The following is a 19,106-nucleotide window of genomic DNA, read 5'->3' on the forward strand; positions in this document are numbered from 1 at the left end:
CCTGGCAGTTGCCCGCACCGATCAGCCGGTTGCAGGCTCGATGTTCGGCAAGGCGTCTTGTTCGACCGTCGGGCCGACACTGATTTGCACCAGCTTGTCGAGCTTCAGGTGTTTTTTCAACGCGACTTTCAGCTGATCCAGGGTCAGCGCCTGGAGCTTGTCGAGAAACGCCTGGCGGCTGTCCAGCGGCAACTGGTTGACCCCAGTGTGGGTCAGGATATCGCTGATCTGCTGGTTGCTCACTGAACCCAACAGGTAGCTGCCGCGCAGCTTGTGCTTCGCGCCTTCAACCTCCTGCGCGGTCGGCCCCTGTGCGGCGTAGTCTGCAAGTAATTGCTCGAGCAACGCCATGCTGGCATCGCGGTACCTGGCCTCGACCGCAGTGGTAAAGGTCCAGAGGCCGCTGGCAGGGTGCTGGATCAGCTTTGATCTGGCGCCATAGGTCAAACCACGTTGGCTGCGCAGTTCATCGAACAGGCGCGAAGTCGCACCGGGGCCGCCTAGAATCAGATTGGCCAGGGTCAGCGCCGGTGCATCGGCATGGTGCACGCTGATGCCGGGTATGGCAAACAACAACAGCGCCTGGCTGCCCGAATGCTCAAGGTGATAGATCTCCGGCTCGAAAGCAGCGGGCACGGGTAAAGGTGAGAGTGCCGGCCCGTCGGGCAGTGCTGACGAAACTTGAAGCGCAATGGCTTGAGCCTGCTCAAGCGAAAGGTCACCGACCAGGGTGATCAGTGCATTGCCCGCAGCGAACGCTTGCTGGTGGAACGCGCGGATATCGGCAATGGTCAGCGATTCAATTGCCTGGCTGGTGCCGGTGCTGTTCGTCGCATAGGGGTGATTGGCGTAAGCATGCTGGTAAAGCAGGTCGGTGGCCCTGTAGTTCTGCAACTCCTGGCGTTGTATGAGCTGGCTGGTGAGCTGATCCTTGATCGCCTGCAGCTTGTCATCGGCAAGTTGCGGTTTGCCGAGCACATCTGTCAGCAAGCCGACGGCTTTGCTGCTGTGCTCCTGGTTGCTGAGGCTGCGCAGGGTTACGGCCAGGCTGTCTCGCCCGGCCTGCTTGTGAAACTGTGCGCCGACCGCATCGAAACCTTCGGCAATCTGCAGGGCATCGTACTGGCCTGCGCCCTCATCGAGCATGCCCAGGGTGAGTTGTGCCAGGCCTGCTGCGCCATCATCGCGGGCGCTGCCGGCAGCGAATACAACCTGCAGGTCAAACATCGGCAAATGCTTGTTCTGCACAAACAACACCTGGCTGCCCTGAGGCGTGTGCCACGATTCGATCGGCAATTGAGGGATGCTTGTCAGGGGGGCGGTGGATTTCAGGGATTGCAGCTCAGCCGCAGCGCTCTGGGCGTATGCAGTGACAGATGCTATCAACAGGACGATCGGTAAAAGGTTTCTCCTGAACTTATTCATCATCGGCCTCCTTGGCCTGCAGGTAGGCGACCGTAAGCCGTTCGCGGGTGAAGTAGGTGTTGGCAGCCTGCTGTAGTTGTTCAGGCGTTATTCGCGCCAGGTCGTCGGCATCATTGTCCAGTTGAGCGGCTGGCAGGCCACTGCCGAGCAGGGCAGCCAAGTCGCCGGCCTGATAGGCGAGGGTATCGCGGGCGAAGGTGTTTTCTGCCAGCAGCAGTGTTTGCGCGCGGGCAAGTTCGCCAGGTTCGGGAGGGTTTTTTTTCAGTGCCTGCAGTTGTGCCCAGATCGCCGCTTGCAGTTCGTCCAGTGGTCTGGGCTGAACGGTGTTGATTGAAGCCTGGATCTCGAACAGGTTATCGCCCCTGGCCACCGGGTCGTAGCTGACTTCAGGGCGTGTCAGCAGAGTTTGCTGGCGCTCCAGCCGGGTGCTGAGGCGGGCGCTCAAGCCTTTGCCCAGCAGGGCCGAAAGCAGGCGCAAGGCATGTACGTCGGTTGCCGACGCTGCGCTGGCATAGGTCGGCACGTTGAAGGCCATGACCAGGGTTGGCGTACTGACATCTTCGTAGACCGTAACCTGACGGGGGCCGGGGGCAGCGGTCTGAAGGGGCTTTTTAATGAACGGCAGGTCTTGGCGGGGGAAACCGGCAAAATACTTTTCAACCTCGCGTTTCACCGCATCACGCTGTACATCGCCAACGATGATCAGCGTGGCATTGTTGGGCGCGTACCAGGTGCGATACCAGGCGCGCAGTTCTTCGTTGTGCATGCGCTGCAGATCGCTCATCCAGCCGATCACCGGGGTGTGATAGCTGCTTTGCGGGTAGGCAATGGCCTGCAGTTGCTCAAAGAGCCTTAGCAATGGATCGTTATCGACATTCTCTCGCCGCTCAGCCTTGACCGCTTCGATCTCGCGAACGAACTCGTGTTCGCTCAGCACTGCGCCTTTGAGCAGATCGGCATTGAGCTCCAGCGCTACAGCCAGCCGATCACTGGGGAGCGTCTGATGATGCACGGTGAAGTCACGGAGGGTGTAGGCGTTGTCCTCGCCGCCCAGGCGTTCGATGATCTGGGAGAGCTGACCCGGGGCGGTCTTGGCGCTGCCTCGGTAGAGCAGGTGTTCGAGGGCGTGGGATAAGCCGGACTGCCCGGGGTACTCATGGCTCGAACCCACCTTGACCATCATATGTGTGGTGACCACGGGAGCCCGGCGGTCTTCGCTGATGACTACGTGCAGGCCGTTGTCGAGGGTGAACTCATGGCGAATGGAGGGTTCGGCCAGGGCCTGGCCGGATAGCAGAAACAGGCCGAGCAGGCTGCTCCTGAGGGAGGTGCGTCGATCCATGACAGTGGTCCTTGTGGTTGAAAACAAGGCGCACGATCAAGCAAGCGTAAAGGTGAAAGGCGTTAGATATTTAGCGGGCACGACCCGGCGGCGGCCGGGTCGTGCTGATTGCTCAGCCGCGCTGCCAGAGTGCGTAGTAGACCTGGCCGGCCTTTTTCTCGCGGTGCAGGCGCCAGTTGCCAGGCAACTGCAAGGTCGATGGCGGGGTTTCGCTCTCGGTGTAGATCCAGGCGTTTTCGGCCAGCCACTGACGCTCTTCAAGCAGGGCGCAGGTGGTCGGCAGCAAGCCCTGGTTGAACGGCGGATCGAGGAACACCAGGTCGAAGGCCAGCTTCGGCTCACCCTGCAGGTAGCGCTGGGCGTCGGTCTGGATCACCTGGCCGCGAGGGCAGCGCAGGGTCTCGAGGTTCTGCCGCAGGCTGGCGATGGCCGCCGGGTTGCTGTCCAGGGCCACGGAATCGCCCGCGCCACGGGACAGCGCTTCGAGGTACAGGGCGCCGCTGCCGGTGTAGGCGTCGAGCACCTTGGCTCCTTCGATGTGCGGGGCAAGCCAGTTGAACAGGGTCTCGCGAACCCGGTCCGGGGTTGGGCGCAGGCCCGGCGCGTCAGGGAAGCCCAGGCGCCGGCTGCGCCATTCGCCGGCAATGATGCGCAGCTGGCCCTGGCCGTGGTGCGGCTTGGCCGGTTTTGCGGATGGACTGGCCATTAATGCTCCGGTACGCCAAGCGGTTGCTCGGCGGGTTTGTCAGTGGGCGGCGGCAAGGGTTTTTGCGCCACGCTTGGCCCGGCGGTGACGATAACCATCTTGTCAGCGGCCAGGTGTTTGTTCAGCGCTGCCTTGACCTGTTCAGTGGTCAGTTGCTGGGACTGCTGCATGTAGTCTTCCAGCCAGGTCAGTGGCAGGTTGTAGAAGCCGATGGCACCCAGTTGGCCAACGATGCTGGCGTTGCTGGCATTGGACAGCGGGAAGCTGCCGGCCAGTTCCCGCTTGGCGTCGTCCAGCTCAGCCTGGCTCGGGCCGCTCTTGAGATAGTCGGCGAGGATGTCCTGGACCAGCTTGAGGGTGCCTTCGCTGAGCTCGGCACGGGTCTGCAGGTTGATCATGAACGGGCCACGCACCTGCATCGGGCTGAACACCGAGTATACGCCGTAGGTCAGGCCGCGTTTCTCGCGCACTTCGCTCATCAGGCGGGTGCCGAAGGTGCCACCCCCGAGGATCTGGTTGCCCAGCGACAACGCCGGGTAGTCCGGATCGTTACGATCAATGCCCAGTTGCGCGAGCATCAGGTGGGTCTGCTTGGACGGGAAATCGATGTGGGTTGCGCCGGCCTTGGGTTCGCTTGGCTGGGCCACTTTGGCCAGGGCCGGGCCTTTGGGCAGGGCCGAGGACACCTGTGCGGCAATGGCTTCGGCTTCGCTGCGGCTCAGGTCGCCGACCAGGGCGATCACCGTATTGCCAGCGGCATAGGCCTTGGCGTGGAAGGCACGCAGTTGCTCCAGGGTGATCGGCGCAATGCTCTTGGCGGTGCCGTCACTCGGGTGGGCATAGGGGTGGGTGCCGTACAGGCGCTCGAACAGCTCGATGCTGGCCAGCTTGCCGGGGTTCTGCTTCTGGTATTCGAAGCCGGCCTGCATCTGGTTCTTGATGCGCGCCAGGGCGTCCTGCGGGAAGGTCGGCTTGCCGACCACTTCGGCGAACAGCTTGAGCGCAGGTTCGCGCTTGTCGGCCGCGCTCAGGCTACGCAGCGAGGCCACGGCCATGTCGCGGTAGGCGCCGTTGCCAAAGTCGGCGCCCAGGCCCTCGAAGCCTTCGGCGATGGCGGTAACGTCCTTGCCGGCCACGCCTTCGTTGAGCATGGCGTTGGTCAGGGTCGCCAGCCCCGGGGCATCGCCGTCCTGGCTACTGCCGGCGGCGAAAGTCAGGCGCAGGTCGAACATCGGCAGCTCGCGGGCTTCGACGAACAGCACGCGGGCGCCTTCGGCGGTGTTCCAGGTCTGGATGTTCAGCTGCCGGCGGCTTGGCGCCTTGCCATTCAGCTCGGCCAGCGATTGCAGGGTGTTGGCCGCCTTGGCTTCGGTGACCGCAGCCGGCTGCGCGGCGTTATCCGATTGCGCAGGTTTGGCCAGGAAGAACGCCAGCAGGCCAATCAGCAACAACAGGCCCAGGCCGATCAGGGTGTAGCGGGGTGCGCTGCGTTCACTCATGAGCGTTCTCCTCGGGCAGTACATGGGCAACGCTCAGGCGTTCACGGGTGAAATAAGTACGGGCGGCGTTCTGGATGTCGGCCGGGGTCACGCTTTTGAGCTCGTCCAGCTCGCTGTCGATCAGTTTCCACGACAGGCCGACGGTTTCCAGTTGGCCGATGGCGGTGGCCTGGCTGCTGATCGAGTCACGGTCGTAGACCAGCCCGGCGATGACCTGGGCACGTACGCGCTCAAGCTCTTCAGCCGACGGCGGGGTGGTTTTCAGCTCGTCGAGCAGCTTCCAGATACCGGCTTCGACGTCGGCCAGGGTCTTGTGCTTTTGCAGGTTCGGCATGGCCGAGATCACGAACAGGCTGTCGCCGCGGGTGAACGGGTTGTAGCTCGACGAAGCCCCGGTGACCAGCTCCTGACCGCGCTCCAGGCGGCTTGGCAGGCGCGCGCTGTAGCCGCCGTCGAGCAATGCCGAGATCAGCCGCAGGGCGTGCACGCTGCGCGGGTCCTTGGCGGTGGCCAGGCCCGGGGTGTTGAAACCGTAGATCAGGCTCGGCAGCTGGGTTTGCACATGTAGGGTGGTTTCCCGCAGGCCTGGCTCGGCCAGTTCGAGTGGAAGCTTGGCCGGTGGCACCGCGCGTTTCGGGATGGCGCCGAAGAAGCGCTGGGCCAGGCCCTTGACCTCGTCGACGGTGACATCGCCAACCACCACCAGGGTGGCGTTGTTCGGCACGTACCAGGACTCGTACCAGTGGCGCAGTTCCTCGACCTTCATGCGGTCAAGGTCTGCCATCCAGCCGATGGTCGGGGTGCGGTAGCTGCTGGCCGGAAAAGCCATGGCGCTGAACAGCTCGAAGGCCTTGGCGTTGGGCTGGTCGTCGGTGCGCAGGCGGCGCTCTTCCTTGATGACCTCGATCTCGCGGCTGAATTCGTCGGCCGGCAGGCGCAGGCTGGCCATGCGGTCGGCTTCAAGCTCCAGGGCCACCGGCAGGCGGTCGCGGGCCAGCACCTGGTAATAGGCGGTGTAATCGTCGCTGGTGAAGGCGTTCTCTTCGGCGCCCAGGTCACGCAGGATGCGCGAGGCTTCGCCAGGGCCGAGCTTCTCGCTGCCTTTGAACATCATGTGTTCCAGGGCATGGGAAAGGCCGGTCTGGCCCGGTGATTCGTAGGTCGAACCGACCTTGTACCAGATCTGCGAGACCACCACCGGCGCCCGGTGGTCCTCGCGCACGACCACTTTAAGGCCGTTGTCGAGAATGAATTCGTGGGTGGGTTGCGTATCGGCGGCGAAGGCCGCGAACGGCAGACAAACTGTGCTGAGCAACAGGCCAGCGGCGCGGCGGGCTAGAGCATTCATACGTTGTTTAACCTGTAGGACTGCCCGCGTGGTCTTAGCGTCGGCGGGCTTGGAGGTGCTAGGATACTGATCCGGTTGCCTGAGGACCATGCCTGTCATGGAACCAGCCCGAAGGCTTGATGACAAAATGCTGCGCAAGAACGAGCCGGATTAAAAGTAGACTGTTCTGCGTTAAAAGAATTTAAGAAGCGCCGCAGTGGCGCATCGCTACCCTGAGATAGCCGTCTTCCATGTTTGGTTCCAACGACGACAAAAAGACGCCGGCCGCGGCTGGTGAAAAGAAAGGCCTGTTCGGCTGGTTGCGCAAAAAACCGCAGCAACCCGTAGCCGAACAGCCGCAAAACCCCATTCCGGCTGAAGCGGAGCAACCGGCTGCGTTGCCGGTCGAAACGCCGGCTGCCGTTGCCCCGGTCGAGGTGGCTGCAGCACCTGTTGCTGCGCCTGCACCGGTTGCTGTTCCAGAGCCCGCTGCCGTTGCGCCCGTTGCGGCGCCGGTCGAGGTCCAGCCCGCAGCGCCCGCCGGCCTGGTGCTGCCCGTGCCAGAAGAGCCGGTTGCCCTGGTCGCCGACCTTGAGCCACACACACCGCCGCCGATTCCGCCGCGTCAGGAGCCTGCTCCCGCGCCAGTGGTTGAGCCAGTGTTCATCGCGCCTGAGCCGGTGGTGGTTGCACCTGAACCGGTTGTAGCGCCGGAACCAGTGGTAGTGCCCGAACCCGAACCCGAGCCTGTAGCCGCTGCTGTTGCAGCGCCAGTTCCGGTTGCCGAGCCAGCCCCGGCCGAGCCTGCCGCACCTGTGCGCAGCGAAGAGAGCAAGGGCGGCTTCTTCGCCCGCCTCAAGCAGGGCCTGTCGAAGACCAGCGCCAGCATTGGCGAAGGCATGGCCAGCCTGTTCCTCGGCAAGAAGGCCATCGATGACGACCTGCTTGATGAAATCGAAACCCGCCTGCTGACCGCCGACGTCGGCGTCGAAGCCACCTCGGTGATCGTCCAGAGCCTGACCCAGAAGGTCGCGCGCAAGCAACTGGCCGACAGCGACGCGCTGTACAAGTCGCTGCAAGACGAGCTGGCCGACTTGCTCAAGCCGGTCGAGCAACCGCTGTACATTCAAGCCCAGAGCAAGCCGTTCGTGATCCTCGTGGTCGGCGTCAATGGCGCCGGCAAGACCACCACCATCGGCAAGCTGGCGAAGAAGCTGCAGCTTGAAGGCAAGAAGGTCATGCTCGCCGCGGGTGACACCTTCCGCGCCGCAGCGGTCGAGCAACTGCAGGTCTGGGGCGAGCGTAACCAGATCCCGGTCATCGCCCAGCACACCGGTGCCGATTCGGCCTCGGTTATCTTCGATGCCGTGCAAGCCGCCAAGGCCCGTAACATAGATGTGCTGATCGCCGACACCGCCGGCCGCCTGCACACCAAAGACAACCTGATGGAAGAGCTGAAGAAGGTTCGCCGGGTCATCGGCAAGCTCGATGCCGACGCGCCGCACGAGGTGCTGCTGGTGCTCGACGCCGGTACCGGCCAGAACGCCATCAACCAGGCCAAGCACTTCAACCAGAGCGTTGAACTGACCGGCCTGGCCCTGACCAAGCTCGACGGTACCGCCAAGGGTGGGGTGATCTTTGCCCTGGCCAAGCAGTTCGGCCTGCCGATCCGCTATATTGGCGTGGGCGAAGGGATTGACGATCTGCGCACCTTCGAAGCCGAACCCTTCGTGAAAGCACTGTTTGCCGAGCGGGAGCATCCATGATTCGATTCGAACAGGTCGCCAAGCGCTACCCCAATGGTCACGTTGGCCTGCATGAGTTGAGTTTTCGGGTGCGTCGGGGCGAATTCCTGTTCGTGACCGGCCATTCCGGCGCCGGCAAAAGCACTCTGCTGCGCCTGCTGCTGGCCATGGAACGCCCTACCAGCGGCAAGTTGCTGCTGGCCGGGCAGGACCTGGGGCAGATCAGCAACGCGCAAATCCCGTTCCTGCGCCGGCAGATCGGCGTGGTGTTCCAGAACCACCAGTTGCTGTTCGACCGTACCGTATTCAACAACGTCGCCCTGCCGCTGCAGATCCTCGGCCTGTCCAAGGCCGAAGTGGCCAAGCGGGTCGACTCGGCGCTCGAACGCGTGGCCTTGTCGGACAAGGCCGAGCTGTACCCGGGTGACCTGTCTACCGGCCAGCAGCAGCGCGTCGGCATTGCCCGCGCCATCGTTCACCGCCCGGCCTTGCTGCTGGCGGACGAACCCACCGGTAACCTCGACCCGCGCCTGGCCGCGGAGATCATGGGTGTTTTCGAAGATATCAACCGCCTGGGCACCAGCGTGCTGATCGCCAGTCACGACCTGGCGCTGATCGCGCGCATGCGCCATCGCATGCTGACCCTGCAGCGCGGCCGCTTGATCGGCGATGGGGAGGCCGGGCAATGAGTGCAACACGCAGTCCCAAGGTTTCCGAGCGGGTAGCGCCAAAAGCCGCTGACCCTGCGCCGGAAAAGAAAAAAACCGGCGGCGGCCACGACGATGACGGCCCGGATTTCCGTACCCTGCTGCACGCCTGGCTGGAAAGCCACCGCTCAAGCCTGCTCGACAGCCTGCGGCGCCTGGGTAAGCAGCCGATCGGCAGCTTCTTTACCTGCCTGGTGATGGCCGTGGCCCTGAGCCTGCCCATGGGCTTGTCGTTGCTGCTGAGCAACGTCGAGCGCCTGGGTGGCTCGTGGCAGCGCGCGGCGCAGATCTCGCTGTACTTGAAGCTCGATGCCAGCAGCCACGACGGCGAAGCCTTGCGCGAGCAGATCAAAGGTTTGCCAGGGGTTGCCGAGGCCGAATACGTCAGCCGCGAACAAGCCCTCAACGAGTTCCAGCAGCAGTCCGGCCTGGGCGAAGCCCTGCGCGAACTGCCGGAGAACCCGTTGCCTGGGGTCGTGGTGGTGACTCCCGCAGAGGTCGACAAGCCGGCGCTGGAAGCCCTGCGTCAGCGCCTGGCCGAGCTGCCCAAGGTCGAAGCCGCGCAGCTGGACCTGGTGTGGGTCGAGCGTCTGGCGGCGATCCTTAAACTGGGCGACCGCTTTGTCTTCGGCCTGACCGTCTTGCTGGTCTCGGCGCTGCTTTTGGTAATTGGTAACACAATTCGCCTGCACATCGAGAACCGCCGCACCGAGATCGAGGTGATCAAGCTGGTCGGCGGCACCGACAGCTATGTGCGCCGGCCTTTCCTGTACATGGGTGCCTTGTATGGCCTGGGTGCCGGGGTATTGGCCTGGGGCGTGCTGGCGTTTGGCCTGAACTGGCTGAACGACGCGGTTATCGGGCTCTCCGGGCTGTACGGCAGTGATTTTGCCTTGGCCGGGGTTCCGTCAGCCGATGGTCTGTCCCTCTTGCTTGGGGCGGTGTTGTTAGGGTATATCGGTGCTTGGATTGCGGTCGCCCGCCACTTGAGCGAGCTTGCACCGCGATAGTGTCTTTTTGCTGGTATTGACTCTTTTCATTTTTAGGGAACTTGTTTCGCGGTTCCCGGTCAATGTTGGCAGTGCCTTTGGCACGAGTTTAGTGAGTCGGAGGTTTTTTCGTATGACCACTTCGTTGCAACCTGCCTATGCCCTGGTTCCCGGCGCAAACCTGGAAGCCTATGTGCACACGGTCAACAGCATTCCATTGCTGACGCCCGAGCAGGAGCGTGAACTGGCCGAGAGTCTCTACTATGAGCAGGATCTTGGGGCGGCTCGGCAGATGGTGCTCGCCCACCTGCGTTTTGTTGTACACATCGCTCGCAGCTATTCGGGCTACGGGCTGGCCCAGGCCGACCTGATTCAGGAAGGCAACGTTGGCCTGATGAAAGCGGTCAAGCGCTTCAACCCGGAAATGGGTGTGCGCCTGGTGTCCTTTGCGGTGCACTGGATCAAGGCCGAGATTCACGAGTTCATCCTGCGCAACTGGCGGATCGTCAAAGTGGCGACCACCAAGGCCCAGCGCAAGCTGTTCTTCAACCTGCGCAGCCAGAAAAAACGCCTGGCCTGGCTGAACAACGATGAAGTTCATCGTGTCGCCGAAAGCCTGGGTGTCGAACCGCGTGAAGTGCGTGAAATGGAGAGCCGCCTGACCGGTCAGGACATGGCCTTCGACCCGGCCAGTGAAGCCGACGACGACAGTGCATTCCAGTCGCCGGCCAACTACCTGGAAGACCACCGTTACGACCCTGCGCGTCAACTGGAGGATGCCGACTGGAGTGACAACTCCACCAGCAACCTGCACGAAGCCCTGCAAGGCCTGGATGACCGCAGCCGCGATATTCTCTATCAGCGCTGGCTGGCCGAGGAAAAGGCCACCCTGCATGACCTGGCCGAGAAATACAGCGTATCCGCCGAGCGGATACGCCAGCTGGAAAAGAACGCGATGAACAAGGTCAAAGCCTTGATCGCGGTCTGATTCGCAAAACGGCAATAACCAAAAAGCCCCGACGTGTCGGGGCTTTTTCATGATTCTCCGCCACCCCTGTCGAGGCTGTTATGACCATTTCCTTGTATGCCGCTTCTGTTCCTGTCTTCAAGCAGATGCTCAACGCCCTGAGTGATGTACTGAACAAGGCCGAAGCTCACGCCACGGCGAAAAACATTGATCCGAGCGTCTTCCTCCAGGCTCGCCTGTATCCGGATATGTTTCCGCTGGTTCGCCAGGTGCAGATCGCTGTTGATTTCGCCAAGGGCGTTTCGGCGCGCCTGGCTGAGGTCGAGTTGCCGAAATACGATGACAGCGAAACCACCTTTGCCGAGCTGCAAGCGCTGATCAGCAAGGTCCTGGCTTTCCTGGACGGCATTGCGCCGGCGCAGATCGACGGCAAGGAAGGCATTGAAATCGTGACCCGTCCGGGCACGCCGAAAGAGAAGCGCTTCAGTGGCCAGGCCTATTTGCTGACCTACGGCCTGCCGCAATTCTTCTTCCACGTCACCACCACCTACGCAATCCTGCGTCACAACGGTGTAGAAGTGGGCAAGCGTGACTACATGGGCGCGTTCTAAAACGTTTACCCAGTAATGGGCATGCAGTTAAAACCCGGCAAAGCGTGCGCTTTGCCGGGTTTTTTATTGCTTCCAAGGTGCCCGACGTGGGCTGTCCAGCTGGGCCAGGTAGCTGTTACCGCCGAGCTGGCGCATCTGCTGGCGAATCCAGCCTGCGCGTCGCGCCACATAAGTGCTGGGCCGGCTGGCGCTCCAGTTCAGCGGGCTGGGCAGCACCGCAGCCAGCAGGCTGGCCTGCTGGCGCGAAAGCTGGCTGGCATCGACGCCGAAGTGGTGCCGGGCGGCCGCCTGTGCACCAAACACGCCTTCGCCCCACTCGGCGCTGTTGAGATAGACCTCAAGAATCCGCTCTTTCGACCATAGCAGCTCGATCAGTGCGGTGAACCAGGCTTCGAGCCCCTTGCGCAACCAGCTACGGCCGGCCCAGAGGAACTGGTTCTTGGCCACTTGCTGGCTCAAGGTGCTGGCGCCGCGGATGCTGCCGCCGCGCTCGTTATGGGCCAGCGCCGCCTGGATGGCGTTGAAGTCAAAGCCCCAGTGGTTGGCGAACTTCTGGTCTTCGCCAGCAATCACAGCCACTTTCAGCTCATCGGAGATTCGCTCCCACGGCTCCCAGTCCCGTTGCAAGTCGATCGGCTGGCCATCGACCCAGGACTCGACCTTGCGCTCGACCATCAGGGCGGTGCCGGGCGGCGGCACCCAGCGAAACACCAGCACCAGCAGGGCGCTGCCTGCGGCAAACCACAGCAGGGCACGGGTGAGGCGACGGAAAATTGAAGACAGCATAGGCGATGGCTTGGCCGAAGCGATGGAGCGGGCCATTATACAGACCCTGTGCTGACTAGGAGTCTTCCCAATGCTGCGTAGTTTTCTGCTGCTTTCGGCGTTTTTCGGCTTTACCGGCGTGGCCCTGGGCGCCTTTGCTGCCCATGGCCTCAAGGGCCGGCTGAGCAGCGAATACCTGGCGATCTTTCATACCGGCGTCACCTACCAGCTGGTACACGCCCTGGCCCTGCTCGCGGTAGCAGTGCTGTCGGTGCACCTGCCCGGGCGTCTGGTCGGGTGGGCCGGTGGTCTGTTCACCCTGGGGATCCTGCTGTTTTCCGGTAGCCTGTATGTGCTGACCCTGAGCGGCATCGGCAAGCTCGGTATCATCACTCCCTTTGGCGGCCTGGCGTTTCTCGGCGGATGGCTGTGCCTGGGCCTTGCAGCCTGGCGCCTGAGCTGACCCGCGAGTCCGGATCGAGACGAATGGCGCGGCCCGGCCTTGGGTTTGCGCCCTGATCAGGGCTAGAATGCGGGCCCCTAAAAATAATGGCGGCCGTGCGCATGCGCATTCAACTGAACGGTGAACCTTTCGAATTGCCCGATGGCGAAAGCGTCGCGGCCCTGCTCAACCGGCTTGACCTGGCGGGTCGCCGGGTGGCGGTCGAACTCAACCTGGACATCGTGCCGCGCAGCCAGCACGACGTCACCACGCTGAACGACGGCGACCAGGTTGAAGTGGTGCACGCCATTGGCGGCGGCTAGGCCTTCGCGCTTCACCTGCAAGTCCCTCAACCTTCAAGAGGATTACCGATGAGCAACGTTCGTAGCGACAAGCCCTTCACCCTGGCCGGTCGTACCTTCCAGTCGCGCCTGCTGGTTGGCACCGGCAAGTACCGTGACCTGGAAGAAACCCGCCTGGCCATCGAGGCCTCCGGCGCCGAGATCGTCACGGTTGCCGTGCGCCGCACCAACATCGGCCAGAACCCGGGCGAACCGAACCTGCTCGACGTGCTGCCGCCCGATCGCTACACCATCCTGCCGAACACCGCTGGCTGCTATGACGCGGTCGAAGCCGTGCGCACCTGCCGCCTGGCCCGTGAGCTGCTCGATGGCCACAACCTGGTCAAGCTCGAAGTACTGGCCGACCAGAAGACCCTGTTCCCCAACGTGATCGAGACCCTCAAGGCCGCCGAAGTGCTGGTCAAGGACGGTTTCGACGTGATGGTCTACACCAGTGACGACCCGATCATTGCCCGCCAGCTGGCCGAAGCCGGTTGCATCGCGGTAATGCCACTGGCCGGGCTGATCGGTACGGGCCTGGGGATCTGCAACCCGTACAACCTGCAGATCATCCTCGAAGAATCGAAAGTCCCGGTGCTGGTCGATGCCGGTGTCGGTACCGCGTCCGACGCCACCATCGCCATGGAAATGGGCTGTGAGGCGGTGCTGATGAACTCGGCGATCGCGCACGCACAGCAGCCGGTCATGATGGCCGAAGCCATGAAACACGCCATTGTCGCTGGCCGCCTGGCTTACCTTGCCGGGCGTATGCCGAAAAAACTCTATGCCAGCGCGTCGTCGCCGCTGGATGGTCTGATCAAGTAAGAGCCCCTGATGACTGAATCGCAAGAAACGCCGATCACCACCGAAGGCGAAGAGCGCCAACACCGCCGCATCAAGAGTTTCGTGATGCGCGCCGGGCGCATGACCGAAGGCCAGCAGCGCGGCCTGGACCAGGGTGGGCCGCTGTTCATCCTGCCCCTGGCCGAGAGCCCGGTGGACTACGACCAGGTCTTCGGCCGCTCGGCGCCGCGTACCCTGGAGATCGGCTTCGGCATGGGCCACTCCCTGCTGGAAATGGCTGCTGCCGCGCCGGAGCAGGACTTCATCGGTGTCGAAGTGCACCGTCCGGGTGTCGGGGCGCTGCTCAATGGCGTGCTGACCCAGGGCCTGAAGAACCTGCGGGTGTATGACTGCGATGCTATCGAAGTGCTGAACAAGTGCGTGGCTGACAACAGCCTCGACCGGCTGATGCTGTTCTTCCCCGACCCTTGGCACAAGAGCCGTCATCACAAGCGCCGCATCGTTCAGCCGGAATTCGCGCAGCTGGTGCGCAGCAAGCTCAAGGTGGGCGGTGTATTCCATATGGCCACCGACTGGGAGCCCTATGCCGAATACATGCTGGAAGTGATGAACGTCGCCCCGGGTTATCGCAACCTGGCCGAAGACGGCAAGTGCGTAGAGCGCCCGGCCGAACGCCCGATCACCAAGTTCGAACGCCGTGGCGAGCGGCTTGGGCATGGGGTCTGGGATCTGAAGTTCGAAAAACTGGCATAAGCAACTCACCGAGCTGGGAGGCCGTTCCTGGGCCTCCCACCCGGTTCACCGATTGATCATCATGACATTGTCGATCATGGTGGTACTTGTGACCTGCACTTCAAAACGTTTGATAAAGCGCCCAGGCAGGCTGTCAAACGTTAGCCACTGATCGGCTAACGGTACATTTCTTTCAGTAAGTAACTGGTCATTATTGTCATAAACCCAGACCTTGGTGTTTGCGGTTGCTCGGGTCAGCGAGAACTTCAGGCTGGCACAAACTTCTTTTAAGGTAATGCGCGCACGCTGTAGTGTGGGCACAGGGGCGCTTTGGTGATGGTAGAGGCAAATGCACTGACCGCTGCGCATATCCCCCAAAGACTCGTCGCTATGAATCTGCGCCATTCCAGGTTGCCCGGCGGGTAAATGAATATCCATATGCGGAGTCCTGATCGTGCCTCCGGCGGTAATGGTTGGACTATTGGGTAACGTGTTGAAGGTTTCAGTAATGCTGGGGACTTGCACTGTACTGGTACTGTCCAGATAGAAAGCGTTATTTTTATTCCCGCCTGGACTCCCAATGGTCAATGTATGAAGCGATTGCCTGGCGATAAAGTAATGATTTACCTGAGCGAAACTTCCGTTGCCCACAGCCGCTGAAGTACCTGAGGGAAGACCCTCTACCCCTAACTGAATCGATGTCGGCCCATTTGATTGTTGGTGATTTCGCACCAGGGCTGCCATTTTATATGTCGCACCGATGATGAAACCGCTGACTTTCTTGCGTAGCAATGTACCAGGCAATTGCTGTAGGACCCCCTCCCGAGGGCCCACTATGTGGCGAGCATCGGGGAAGACGTCTTCAAGTATCTCCAAGTCGATACCTGCCGCGGTTTTTTCCCAGTTGTTCCAGTTGTCGGTATTAAAAGGTGTAGATTCCAGTGCCTTGATGTCCATGGTTATCTCCTCAGAGCGACCTGCCTGGCTATTGATCAATCCGCAGCAAAGTCAAAATGATCGACCGATGTACGGTTGCGCGTGGTGAGCTCGAATCGGCTGATAAGCGAATCACGCGGGGCATTCAGCTGAACCTTGGCATTCAAGGTATTGCTGCCTGGGTTAAAGTCCTTAGAGGCGAGCAGGTTGCCATCGGCATCATAGGCATTGGCCTGGGCGGGCTGGCGGATATCTGCCCAATCGAACGTCAGTGCTTGGCAGACCCTGGGAAGGTCGAACCGGGTGGTTTGTGGAGGGTAGATATTGCCGGTGTTGTGACCCAGACAAAGTATCTGGCGCTGTGCATAACCGGGATCCTCTTCCCTGGCCTGGTGCAGGGCAATGCTGCCGGGCTGGTCGGAGGCGAGGCTGATGCTCATGTGTTCCGTTGAAAAGCTTTCCCCGGGCCCGACGTGTGTGTCTGGATAGCTGTCGAAATTCTCCGTCACAGGGCCGGGTTCGAAAACGCGAATTTGATCGAGGCTGTAGTCAGCAGAGACCGCGTCCGGCGGCGCACTGGACGTTGCTGTCTCGGGGGAGCAGGCATTCGCGTCAGGTGCGCGGTCGAATGTGGCTATATCCAGCCTGTGGGTGCTGTCGGTGGCCACGAAGTCAAACGAGAAGGTGACCCAATGCGGTTCGACGATGGCTTGGTCGGGCGCGCGGCCAATCCCCGCAACGGCCAATTCAACGACCGGTCGCCAATAGTCCTGCTCCATGTTTCTGCGAAAGTCGACGCTGAAGCGGTATAGGTTGCCGGGAATGAAACCGGAAACCGTTTTGCTCAGAATTCGACCGGTGATATGGCCTTGCGGGTTCTCAAAACGCAGGTAGTAATTACCTGATTCATTGAGCATTTTGAGTTGCGCGCCATTAGGGCCTTTTTCCCAGCCCTGCCAGTCTTCGTCTGCGAACGGAGAAAAGTCCAGATAAGGTAGTTGTGACATACCCTGGTCCCTCAAGAGGCTTGCCTGAAAGTCGAGATCCAGCGCGACGCAACGGCTTAATGGCATGGCGCAGGGGGACGTTCGCAGCGGCACAGTGGCCGCTACGAAACTCGAGATCATCTAAGCACTGCTTGAGAGCGTGGCGATACTGACAAAAATATCAGGTGCCGACGGGTGGTCAGCGCCGATCAGCAACCACGCCGATAAGCACCAGCACAATCAGCAACACCGGCGCCAACGCATAGTTGTTGAACTGCGCCAGCCCCTTCACCACCCACGGGGTGGCATAGATCAGCGCGGCACCGCTGCCGATCATCACCAGCAGGGCCATGAACGGTACGCGCAAGGCGCCTGCAAGGCCGCCCAGGCGTTGTTCGACCCAGCCTTTGATATCGGTGCCAAACAGCACCAGCAAACAGCCCACCAAGGCCAGGGAAATCTCCGACAGGTTGCTGCGACTCCAGCGGGAAACGGTCGAGAGCAGGTCGAGTACCAGGTCCATTCGCAATCCTTAGGTCAAGAAATACTGCAGCAGGTCGTTGAGGAACAACTGGCCACGCGCGGTAGCGACCAGTCGCGTCGGTTCGACCTGCAAAAGCCCTTTTTGTTCGGCTTCCCGCCGCGCCGCTGCCAGTTGCTCCAGGGGCAGGCCGGTACGCTGGCTGAACAGCTCGATGTCTACGCCCTGGGTCAGGCGCAGGGCATTCATCAGGAACTCGAAGGGCAGCTCGTCCACTGGCAGCAGCTTTTCGCCCGCCTTGAAGGGCTTGGCCGTGTTCAGGTAGTCCTTGGGCAGCCGCGTCTTCCAGGTGCGCAGGATGCGCCCGTCGGGGTGGCTGAGTTTGCCGTGGGCGCCGGCACCGATGCCGATGAAGTCGCCAAAGCTCCAGTAGTTGAGGTTGTGCCGCGCGGCACGACCCGGCTGGGCGTAGGCCGAGACTTCGTACTGGGCGTAGCCGTGGCTGGCCAGCAGGGCCTGGCCGGCTTCCTGGATGTCCCAGAGGATGTCGTCTTCGGGCAGCAGTGGCGGCTGGTTCCAGAACACCGTGTTCGGTTCCAGGGTCAACTGGTACCAGGACAGGTGCGTGGGGTTCAGCGCAATCGCCTGGCGCAGGTCGCCCAGGGCGTCGTCCAGCGACTGGTCGGGCAGGCCATGCATCAGGTCGAGGTTGAAGTTGTCGAAGCCGGCATTGCGCGCCATGTCGGCGGCGCGAATCGCTTCGTCACCGTTGTGGATGCGACCCAGGGCTTCGAGCTTGGCCTGCTGGAAGCTCTGGATGCCGATCGACAGGCGATTGATGCCCAGTTGCCGGTAGGCCTTGAACTTCTCTTGCTCGAAGGTCCCGGGGTTGGCCTCCAGGGTTATTTCGATGTCGCTGGCAAACGGTATGCGTTGCTCCACACCGACCAGCAAGCGCCCCAGCGCGCGGGCGCTGAACAGGCTCGGGGTGCCGCCGCCAAAGAAGATCGAGCTGATCGGGCGGCCATGGACGTTGCCCAGCTCCTGGTCGAGGTCGGCGAGCAGGGCGTCGACGTAGGCTTCTTCCGGCAGCTCGGGGGTGGCGGCGTGGGAGTTGAAGTCGCAGTACGGGCATTTACGCACGCACCAGGGGATATGGATGTACAGCGCCAGGGGCGGCAGCTGTGGCAGGGCCGCCCGCGGTACTTGGGAAGTAAAGCCAGCCTCGCCCAGGTGCAGTGGCTGTGCCGGCGAACGCTCGGTCATGCCAGGCCCAGACGTTGACGCAACAGGCTCATGGCGCGGGCACGGTGGCTGATCTGGTTCTTGTCGGCAGGGCTCAGCTCGGCGCTCGAGCAATCGCGCTCCGGCACCCAGAACAGTGGGTCATAGCCAAAGCCGTGCTCGCCGCTGGCCTGGGTCAGGATGCGCCCGTGCCACAGGCCTTCGCAGAGGATCGGCAGCGGGTCGTCGGCATGCCGGACCAGGGCCAGCACGCAGACGAACTGGGCGCCGCGCTGCTCCTGCGGGACGTCCTTGAGCACGTCGAGCAACTTGGCGTTGTTGGCCGCATCGCCTTTGCCATCGGCATAACGAGCGGAGTAGATGCCCGGCGCGCCGCCGAGAAAGTCCACCGCCAGGCCCGAATCATCGGCCAGCGCCGGCATGCCGGAAATGCGCGCGGCATTGCGCGCCTTGAGGATGGCGTTTTCGACGAACGACAGGCCGGTTTCTTCCGGCTCGACGCTGCTGAATTCGCCAATGGAACGCAGTTGCACGGTGTCACCGAGCATGGCCTGCAGTTCCTTGAGTTTGCCGGCGTTATGGCTGGCCAATACGATTTGCTGAAAAGTCATCATTCGCCTGGAAAAAGCTCTTGGTTGAAGCTGATGGTTTCGGTCTTGCCACCAATGCCAACGTCGATGGTGAAGGTCCGGGTTTCCTGTTGTTCAACAGGGAACTGGGCGATGTAGTAGATGGCGCCCTGTTCGGTGATCTGCTTGAACTTCAACGGCACCGAGTTGCTGGTCAGGTCCTTGACGGTGCCGCTGACCTGGGTGACCAGTGGCTTGCCAGCCTTGATCACCGAGACGTTGATCACGCCCTGGTTCTTGCTGCGCACCAGTTGCGCAGCCTTGGCAATATCTGGTTGCAGGAAGGTCGAAATGAAAGTGCTGTAGTGCACCGTGGTGTCACCGAACACTTCCTGGCGCTCGCCCTTGATGGCATCGGCGGCGACCGCCGTCACACTCAGGCAGGCAGTCAGTAAAAAACTCAACAAGCGGCCCATGATCGTTCTCC

The 19,106-nt window shown here is 61.9% G+C and carries 21 protein-coding genes; 9 read left to right on the top strand and 12 right to left on the bottom strand.

Annotated elements, in window-relative coordinates; all coding sequences use genetic code 11:
* Nucleotides 1-21 precede the first annotated feature (21 nt).
* The 5 genes from LOY37_RS01205 to LOY37_RS01225 form a co-directional block, all read right to left on the bottom strand.
* Nucleotides 22-1,296 carry a pitrilysin family protein gene (locus tag LOY37_RS01205; protein ID WP_258716163.1) on the bottom strand — a complete coding sequence of 425 codons (1,275 nt, stop codon included), beginning with the start codon at nucleotides 1,294-1,296 and terminating at the stop codon, nucleotides 22-24.
* 121 nt (nucleotides 1,297-1,417) lie between these two features.
* Nucleotides 1,418-2,767, bottom strand: coding sequence for a pitrilysin family protein (locus LOY37_RS01210; protein ID WP_258716164.1), 1,350 nt, complete (start codon nucleotides 2,765-2,767; stop codon nucleotides 1,418-1,420).
* Between the two features lie 112 nt (nucleotides 2,768-2,879).
* Nucleotides 2,880-3,473, bottom strand: a complete 594-nt coding sequence (gene rsmD, locus LOY37_RS01215) for a 16S rRNA (guanine(966)-N(2))-methyltransferase RsmD (RefSeq protein WP_045193976.1) — start codon at nucleotides 3,471-3,473, stop codon at nucleotides 2,880-2,882.
* Nucleotides 3,473-4,972, bottom strand: a complete 1,500-nt coding sequence (locus LOY37_RS01220) for a pitrilysin family protein (RefSeq protein WP_258716165.1) — start codon at nucleotides 4,970-4,972, stop codon at nucleotides 3,473-3,475. Before LOY37_RS01220 ends, rsmD begins: the two co-directional genes overlap by 1 nt.
* A complete protein-coding gene (locus LOY37_RS01225; RefSeq protein WP_045193974.1) occupies nucleotides 4,965-6,320 on the bottom strand; it encodes a pitrilysin family protein in 1,356 nt (451 codons plus the stop codon). The genes LOY37_RS01220 and LOY37_RS01225 overlap by 8 nt, the downstream gene beginning before the upstream one ends.
* Nucleotides 6,321-6,550: 230 nt before the next feature.
* Here LOY37_RS01225 and ftsY point away from each other — a divergent pair, with 230 nt between their 5' ends.
* The 5 genes from ftsY to LOY37_RS01250 all read left to right on the top strand — a co-directional run bounded on the left by ftsY (nucleotide 6,551) and on the right by LOY37_RS01250 (nucleotide 11,318).
* Nucleotides 6,551-8,065: a signal recognition particle-docking protein FtsY gene (ftsY, locus tag LOY37_RS01230; protein WP_258716166.1), complete on the top strand. Its 1,515-nt coding sequence runs from the start codon at nucleotides 6,551-6,553 to the stop codon at nucleotides 8,063-8,065.
* Complete coding sequence (gene ftsE, locus LOY37_RS01235) at nucleotides 8,062-8,733, top strand: cell division ATP-binding protein FtsE (protein WP_010222191.1); 672 nt, start codon at nucleotides 8,062-8,064, stop codon at nucleotides 8,731-8,733. Before ftsY ends, ftsE begins: the two co-directional genes overlap by 4 nt.
* Nucleotides 8,730-9,761: a permease-like cell division protein FtsX gene (ftsX, locus tag LOY37_RS01240; protein ID WP_093377228.1), complete on the top strand. Its 1,032-nt coding sequence runs from the start codon at nucleotides 8,730-8,732 to the stop codon at nucleotides 9,759-9,761. Before ftsE ends, ftsX begins: the two co-directional genes overlap by 4 nt.
* 112 nt (nucleotides 9,762-9,873) lie before the next feature.
* On the top strand, nucleotides 9,874-10,728 hold the full coding sequence (rpoH, locus tag LOY37_RS01245) for an RNA polymerase sigma factor RpoH (RefSeq protein WP_010222193.1): 855 nt from the start codon (nucleotides 9,874-9,876) through the stop codon (nucleotides 10,726-10,728).
* An 80-nt stretch (nucleotides 10,729-10,808) separates the two neighbouring features.
* Complete coding sequence (locus LOY37_RS01250; protein ID WP_045193971.1) at nucleotides 10,809-11,318, top strand: DUF1993 family protein; 510 nt, start codon at nucleotides 10,809-10,811, stop codon at nucleotides 11,316-11,318.
* 63 nt (nucleotides 11,319-11,381) lie between these two features.
* On the opposite strand, the gene mtgA is transcribed toward LOY37_RS01250, so the two are convergent.
* Nucleotides 11,382-12,140, bottom strand: a complete 759-nt coding sequence (gene mtgA / locus LOY37_RS01255) for a monofunctional biosynthetic peptidoglycan transglycosylase (RefSeq protein WP_176794197.1) — start codon at nucleotides 12,138-12,140, stop codon at nucleotides 11,382-11,384.
* Nucleotides 12,141-12,174: 34 nt separating this feature from the next.
* Between mtgA and LOY37_RS01260 the strand changes: the two genes are divergently transcribed.
* The 4 genes from LOY37_RS01260 to trmB all read left to right on the top strand — a co-directional run bounded on the left by LOY37_RS01260 (nucleotide 12,175) and on the right by trmB (nucleotide 14,423).
* On the top strand, nucleotides 12,175-12,546 hold the full coding sequence (locus tag LOY37_RS01260; RefSeq protein WP_045193969.1) for a DUF423 domain-containing protein: 372 nt from the start codon (nucleotides 12,175-12,177) through the stop codon (nucleotides 12,544-12,546).
* A 101-nt stretch (nucleotides 12,547-12,647) separates the two neighbouring features.
* Nucleotides 12,648-12,848, top strand: coding sequence for a sulfur carrier protein ThiS (gene thiS, locus LOY37_RS01265; RefSeq protein ID WP_045193991.1), 201 nt, complete (start codon nucleotides 12,648-12,650; stop codon nucleotides 12,846-12,848).
* 48 nt (nucleotides 12,849-12,896) lie between these two features.
* Nucleotides 12,897-13,691 carry a thiazole synthase gene (locus LOY37_RS01270; RefSeq protein WP_093377214.1) on the top strand — a complete coding sequence of 265 codons (795 nt, stop codon included), beginning with the start codon at nucleotides 12,897-12,899 and terminating at the stop codon, nucleotides 13,689-13,691.
* Nucleotides 13,692-13,700: 9 nt separating this feature from the next.
* Nucleotides 13,701-14,423: a tRNA (guanosine(46)-N7)-methyltransferase TrmB gene (trmB, locus tag LOY37_RS01275; protein WP_195885458.1), complete on the top strand. Its 723-nt coding sequence runs from the start codon at nucleotides 13,701-13,703 to the stop codon at nucleotides 14,421-14,423.
* A 45-nt stretch (nucleotides 14,424-14,468) separates the two neighbouring features.
* Here the strand turns inward: trmB and LOY37_RS01280 are convergent, their stop codons facing one another.
* From LOY37_RS01280 to LOY37_RS01305, 6 genes are all read right to left on the bottom strand, one after another.
* Nucleotides 14,469-15,359 carry a hypothetical protein gene (locus LOY37_RS01280; protein ID WP_258716167.1) on the bottom strand — a complete coding sequence of 297 codons (891 nt, stop codon included), beginning with the start codon at nucleotides 15,357-15,359 and terminating at the stop codon, nucleotides 14,469-14,471.
* Nucleotides 15,360-15,394: 35 nt separating this feature from the next.
* A complete protein-coding gene (locus tag LOY37_RS01285) occupies nucleotides 15,395-16,345 on the bottom strand; it encodes a hypothetical protein (RefSeq protein ID WP_258716168.1) in 951 nt (316 codons plus the stop codon).
* Nucleotides 16,346-16,523: 178 nt separating this feature from the next.
* A complete protein-coding gene (locus LOY37_RS01290) occupies nucleotides 16,524-16,847 on the bottom strand; it encodes a DUF3392 domain-containing protein (RefSeq protein ID WP_010222202.1) in 324 nt (107 codons plus the stop codon).
* A gap of 9 nt (nucleotides 16,848-16,856) precedes the next feature.
* Nucleotides 16,857-18,071: a radical SAM family heme chaperone HemW gene (hemW, locus tag LOY37_RS01295; RefSeq protein WP_258716169.1), complete on the bottom strand. Its 1,215-nt coding sequence runs from the start codon at nucleotides 18,069-18,071 to the stop codon at nucleotides 16,857-16,859.
* Nucleotides 18,068-18,664, bottom strand: coding sequence for an RdgB/HAM1 family non-canonical purine NTP pyrophosphatase (gene rdgB / locus LOY37_RS01300; protein WP_045193965.1), 597 nt, complete (start codon nucleotides 18,662-18,664; stop codon nucleotides 18,068-18,070). The genes hemW and rdgB overlap by 4 nt, the downstream gene beginning before the upstream one ends.
* Nucleotides 18,661-19,095: a DUF4426 domain-containing protein gene (locus LOY37_RS01305; protein WP_195885461.1), complete on the bottom strand. Its 435-nt coding sequence runs from the start codon at nucleotides 19,093-19,095 to the stop codon at nucleotides 18,661-18,663. The genes rdgB and LOY37_RS01305 overlap by 4 nt, the downstream gene beginning before the upstream one ends.
* Nucleotides 19,096-19,106 lie beyond the last annotated feature (11 nt).

Origin of the sequence: Pseudomonas sp. B21-012 (assembly GCF_024749305.1) — a bacterium.
In the GTDB taxonomy this organism is placed as follows: Bacteria; Pseudomonadota; Gammaproteobacteria; order Pseudomonadales; family Pseudomonadaceae; genus Aquipseudomonas.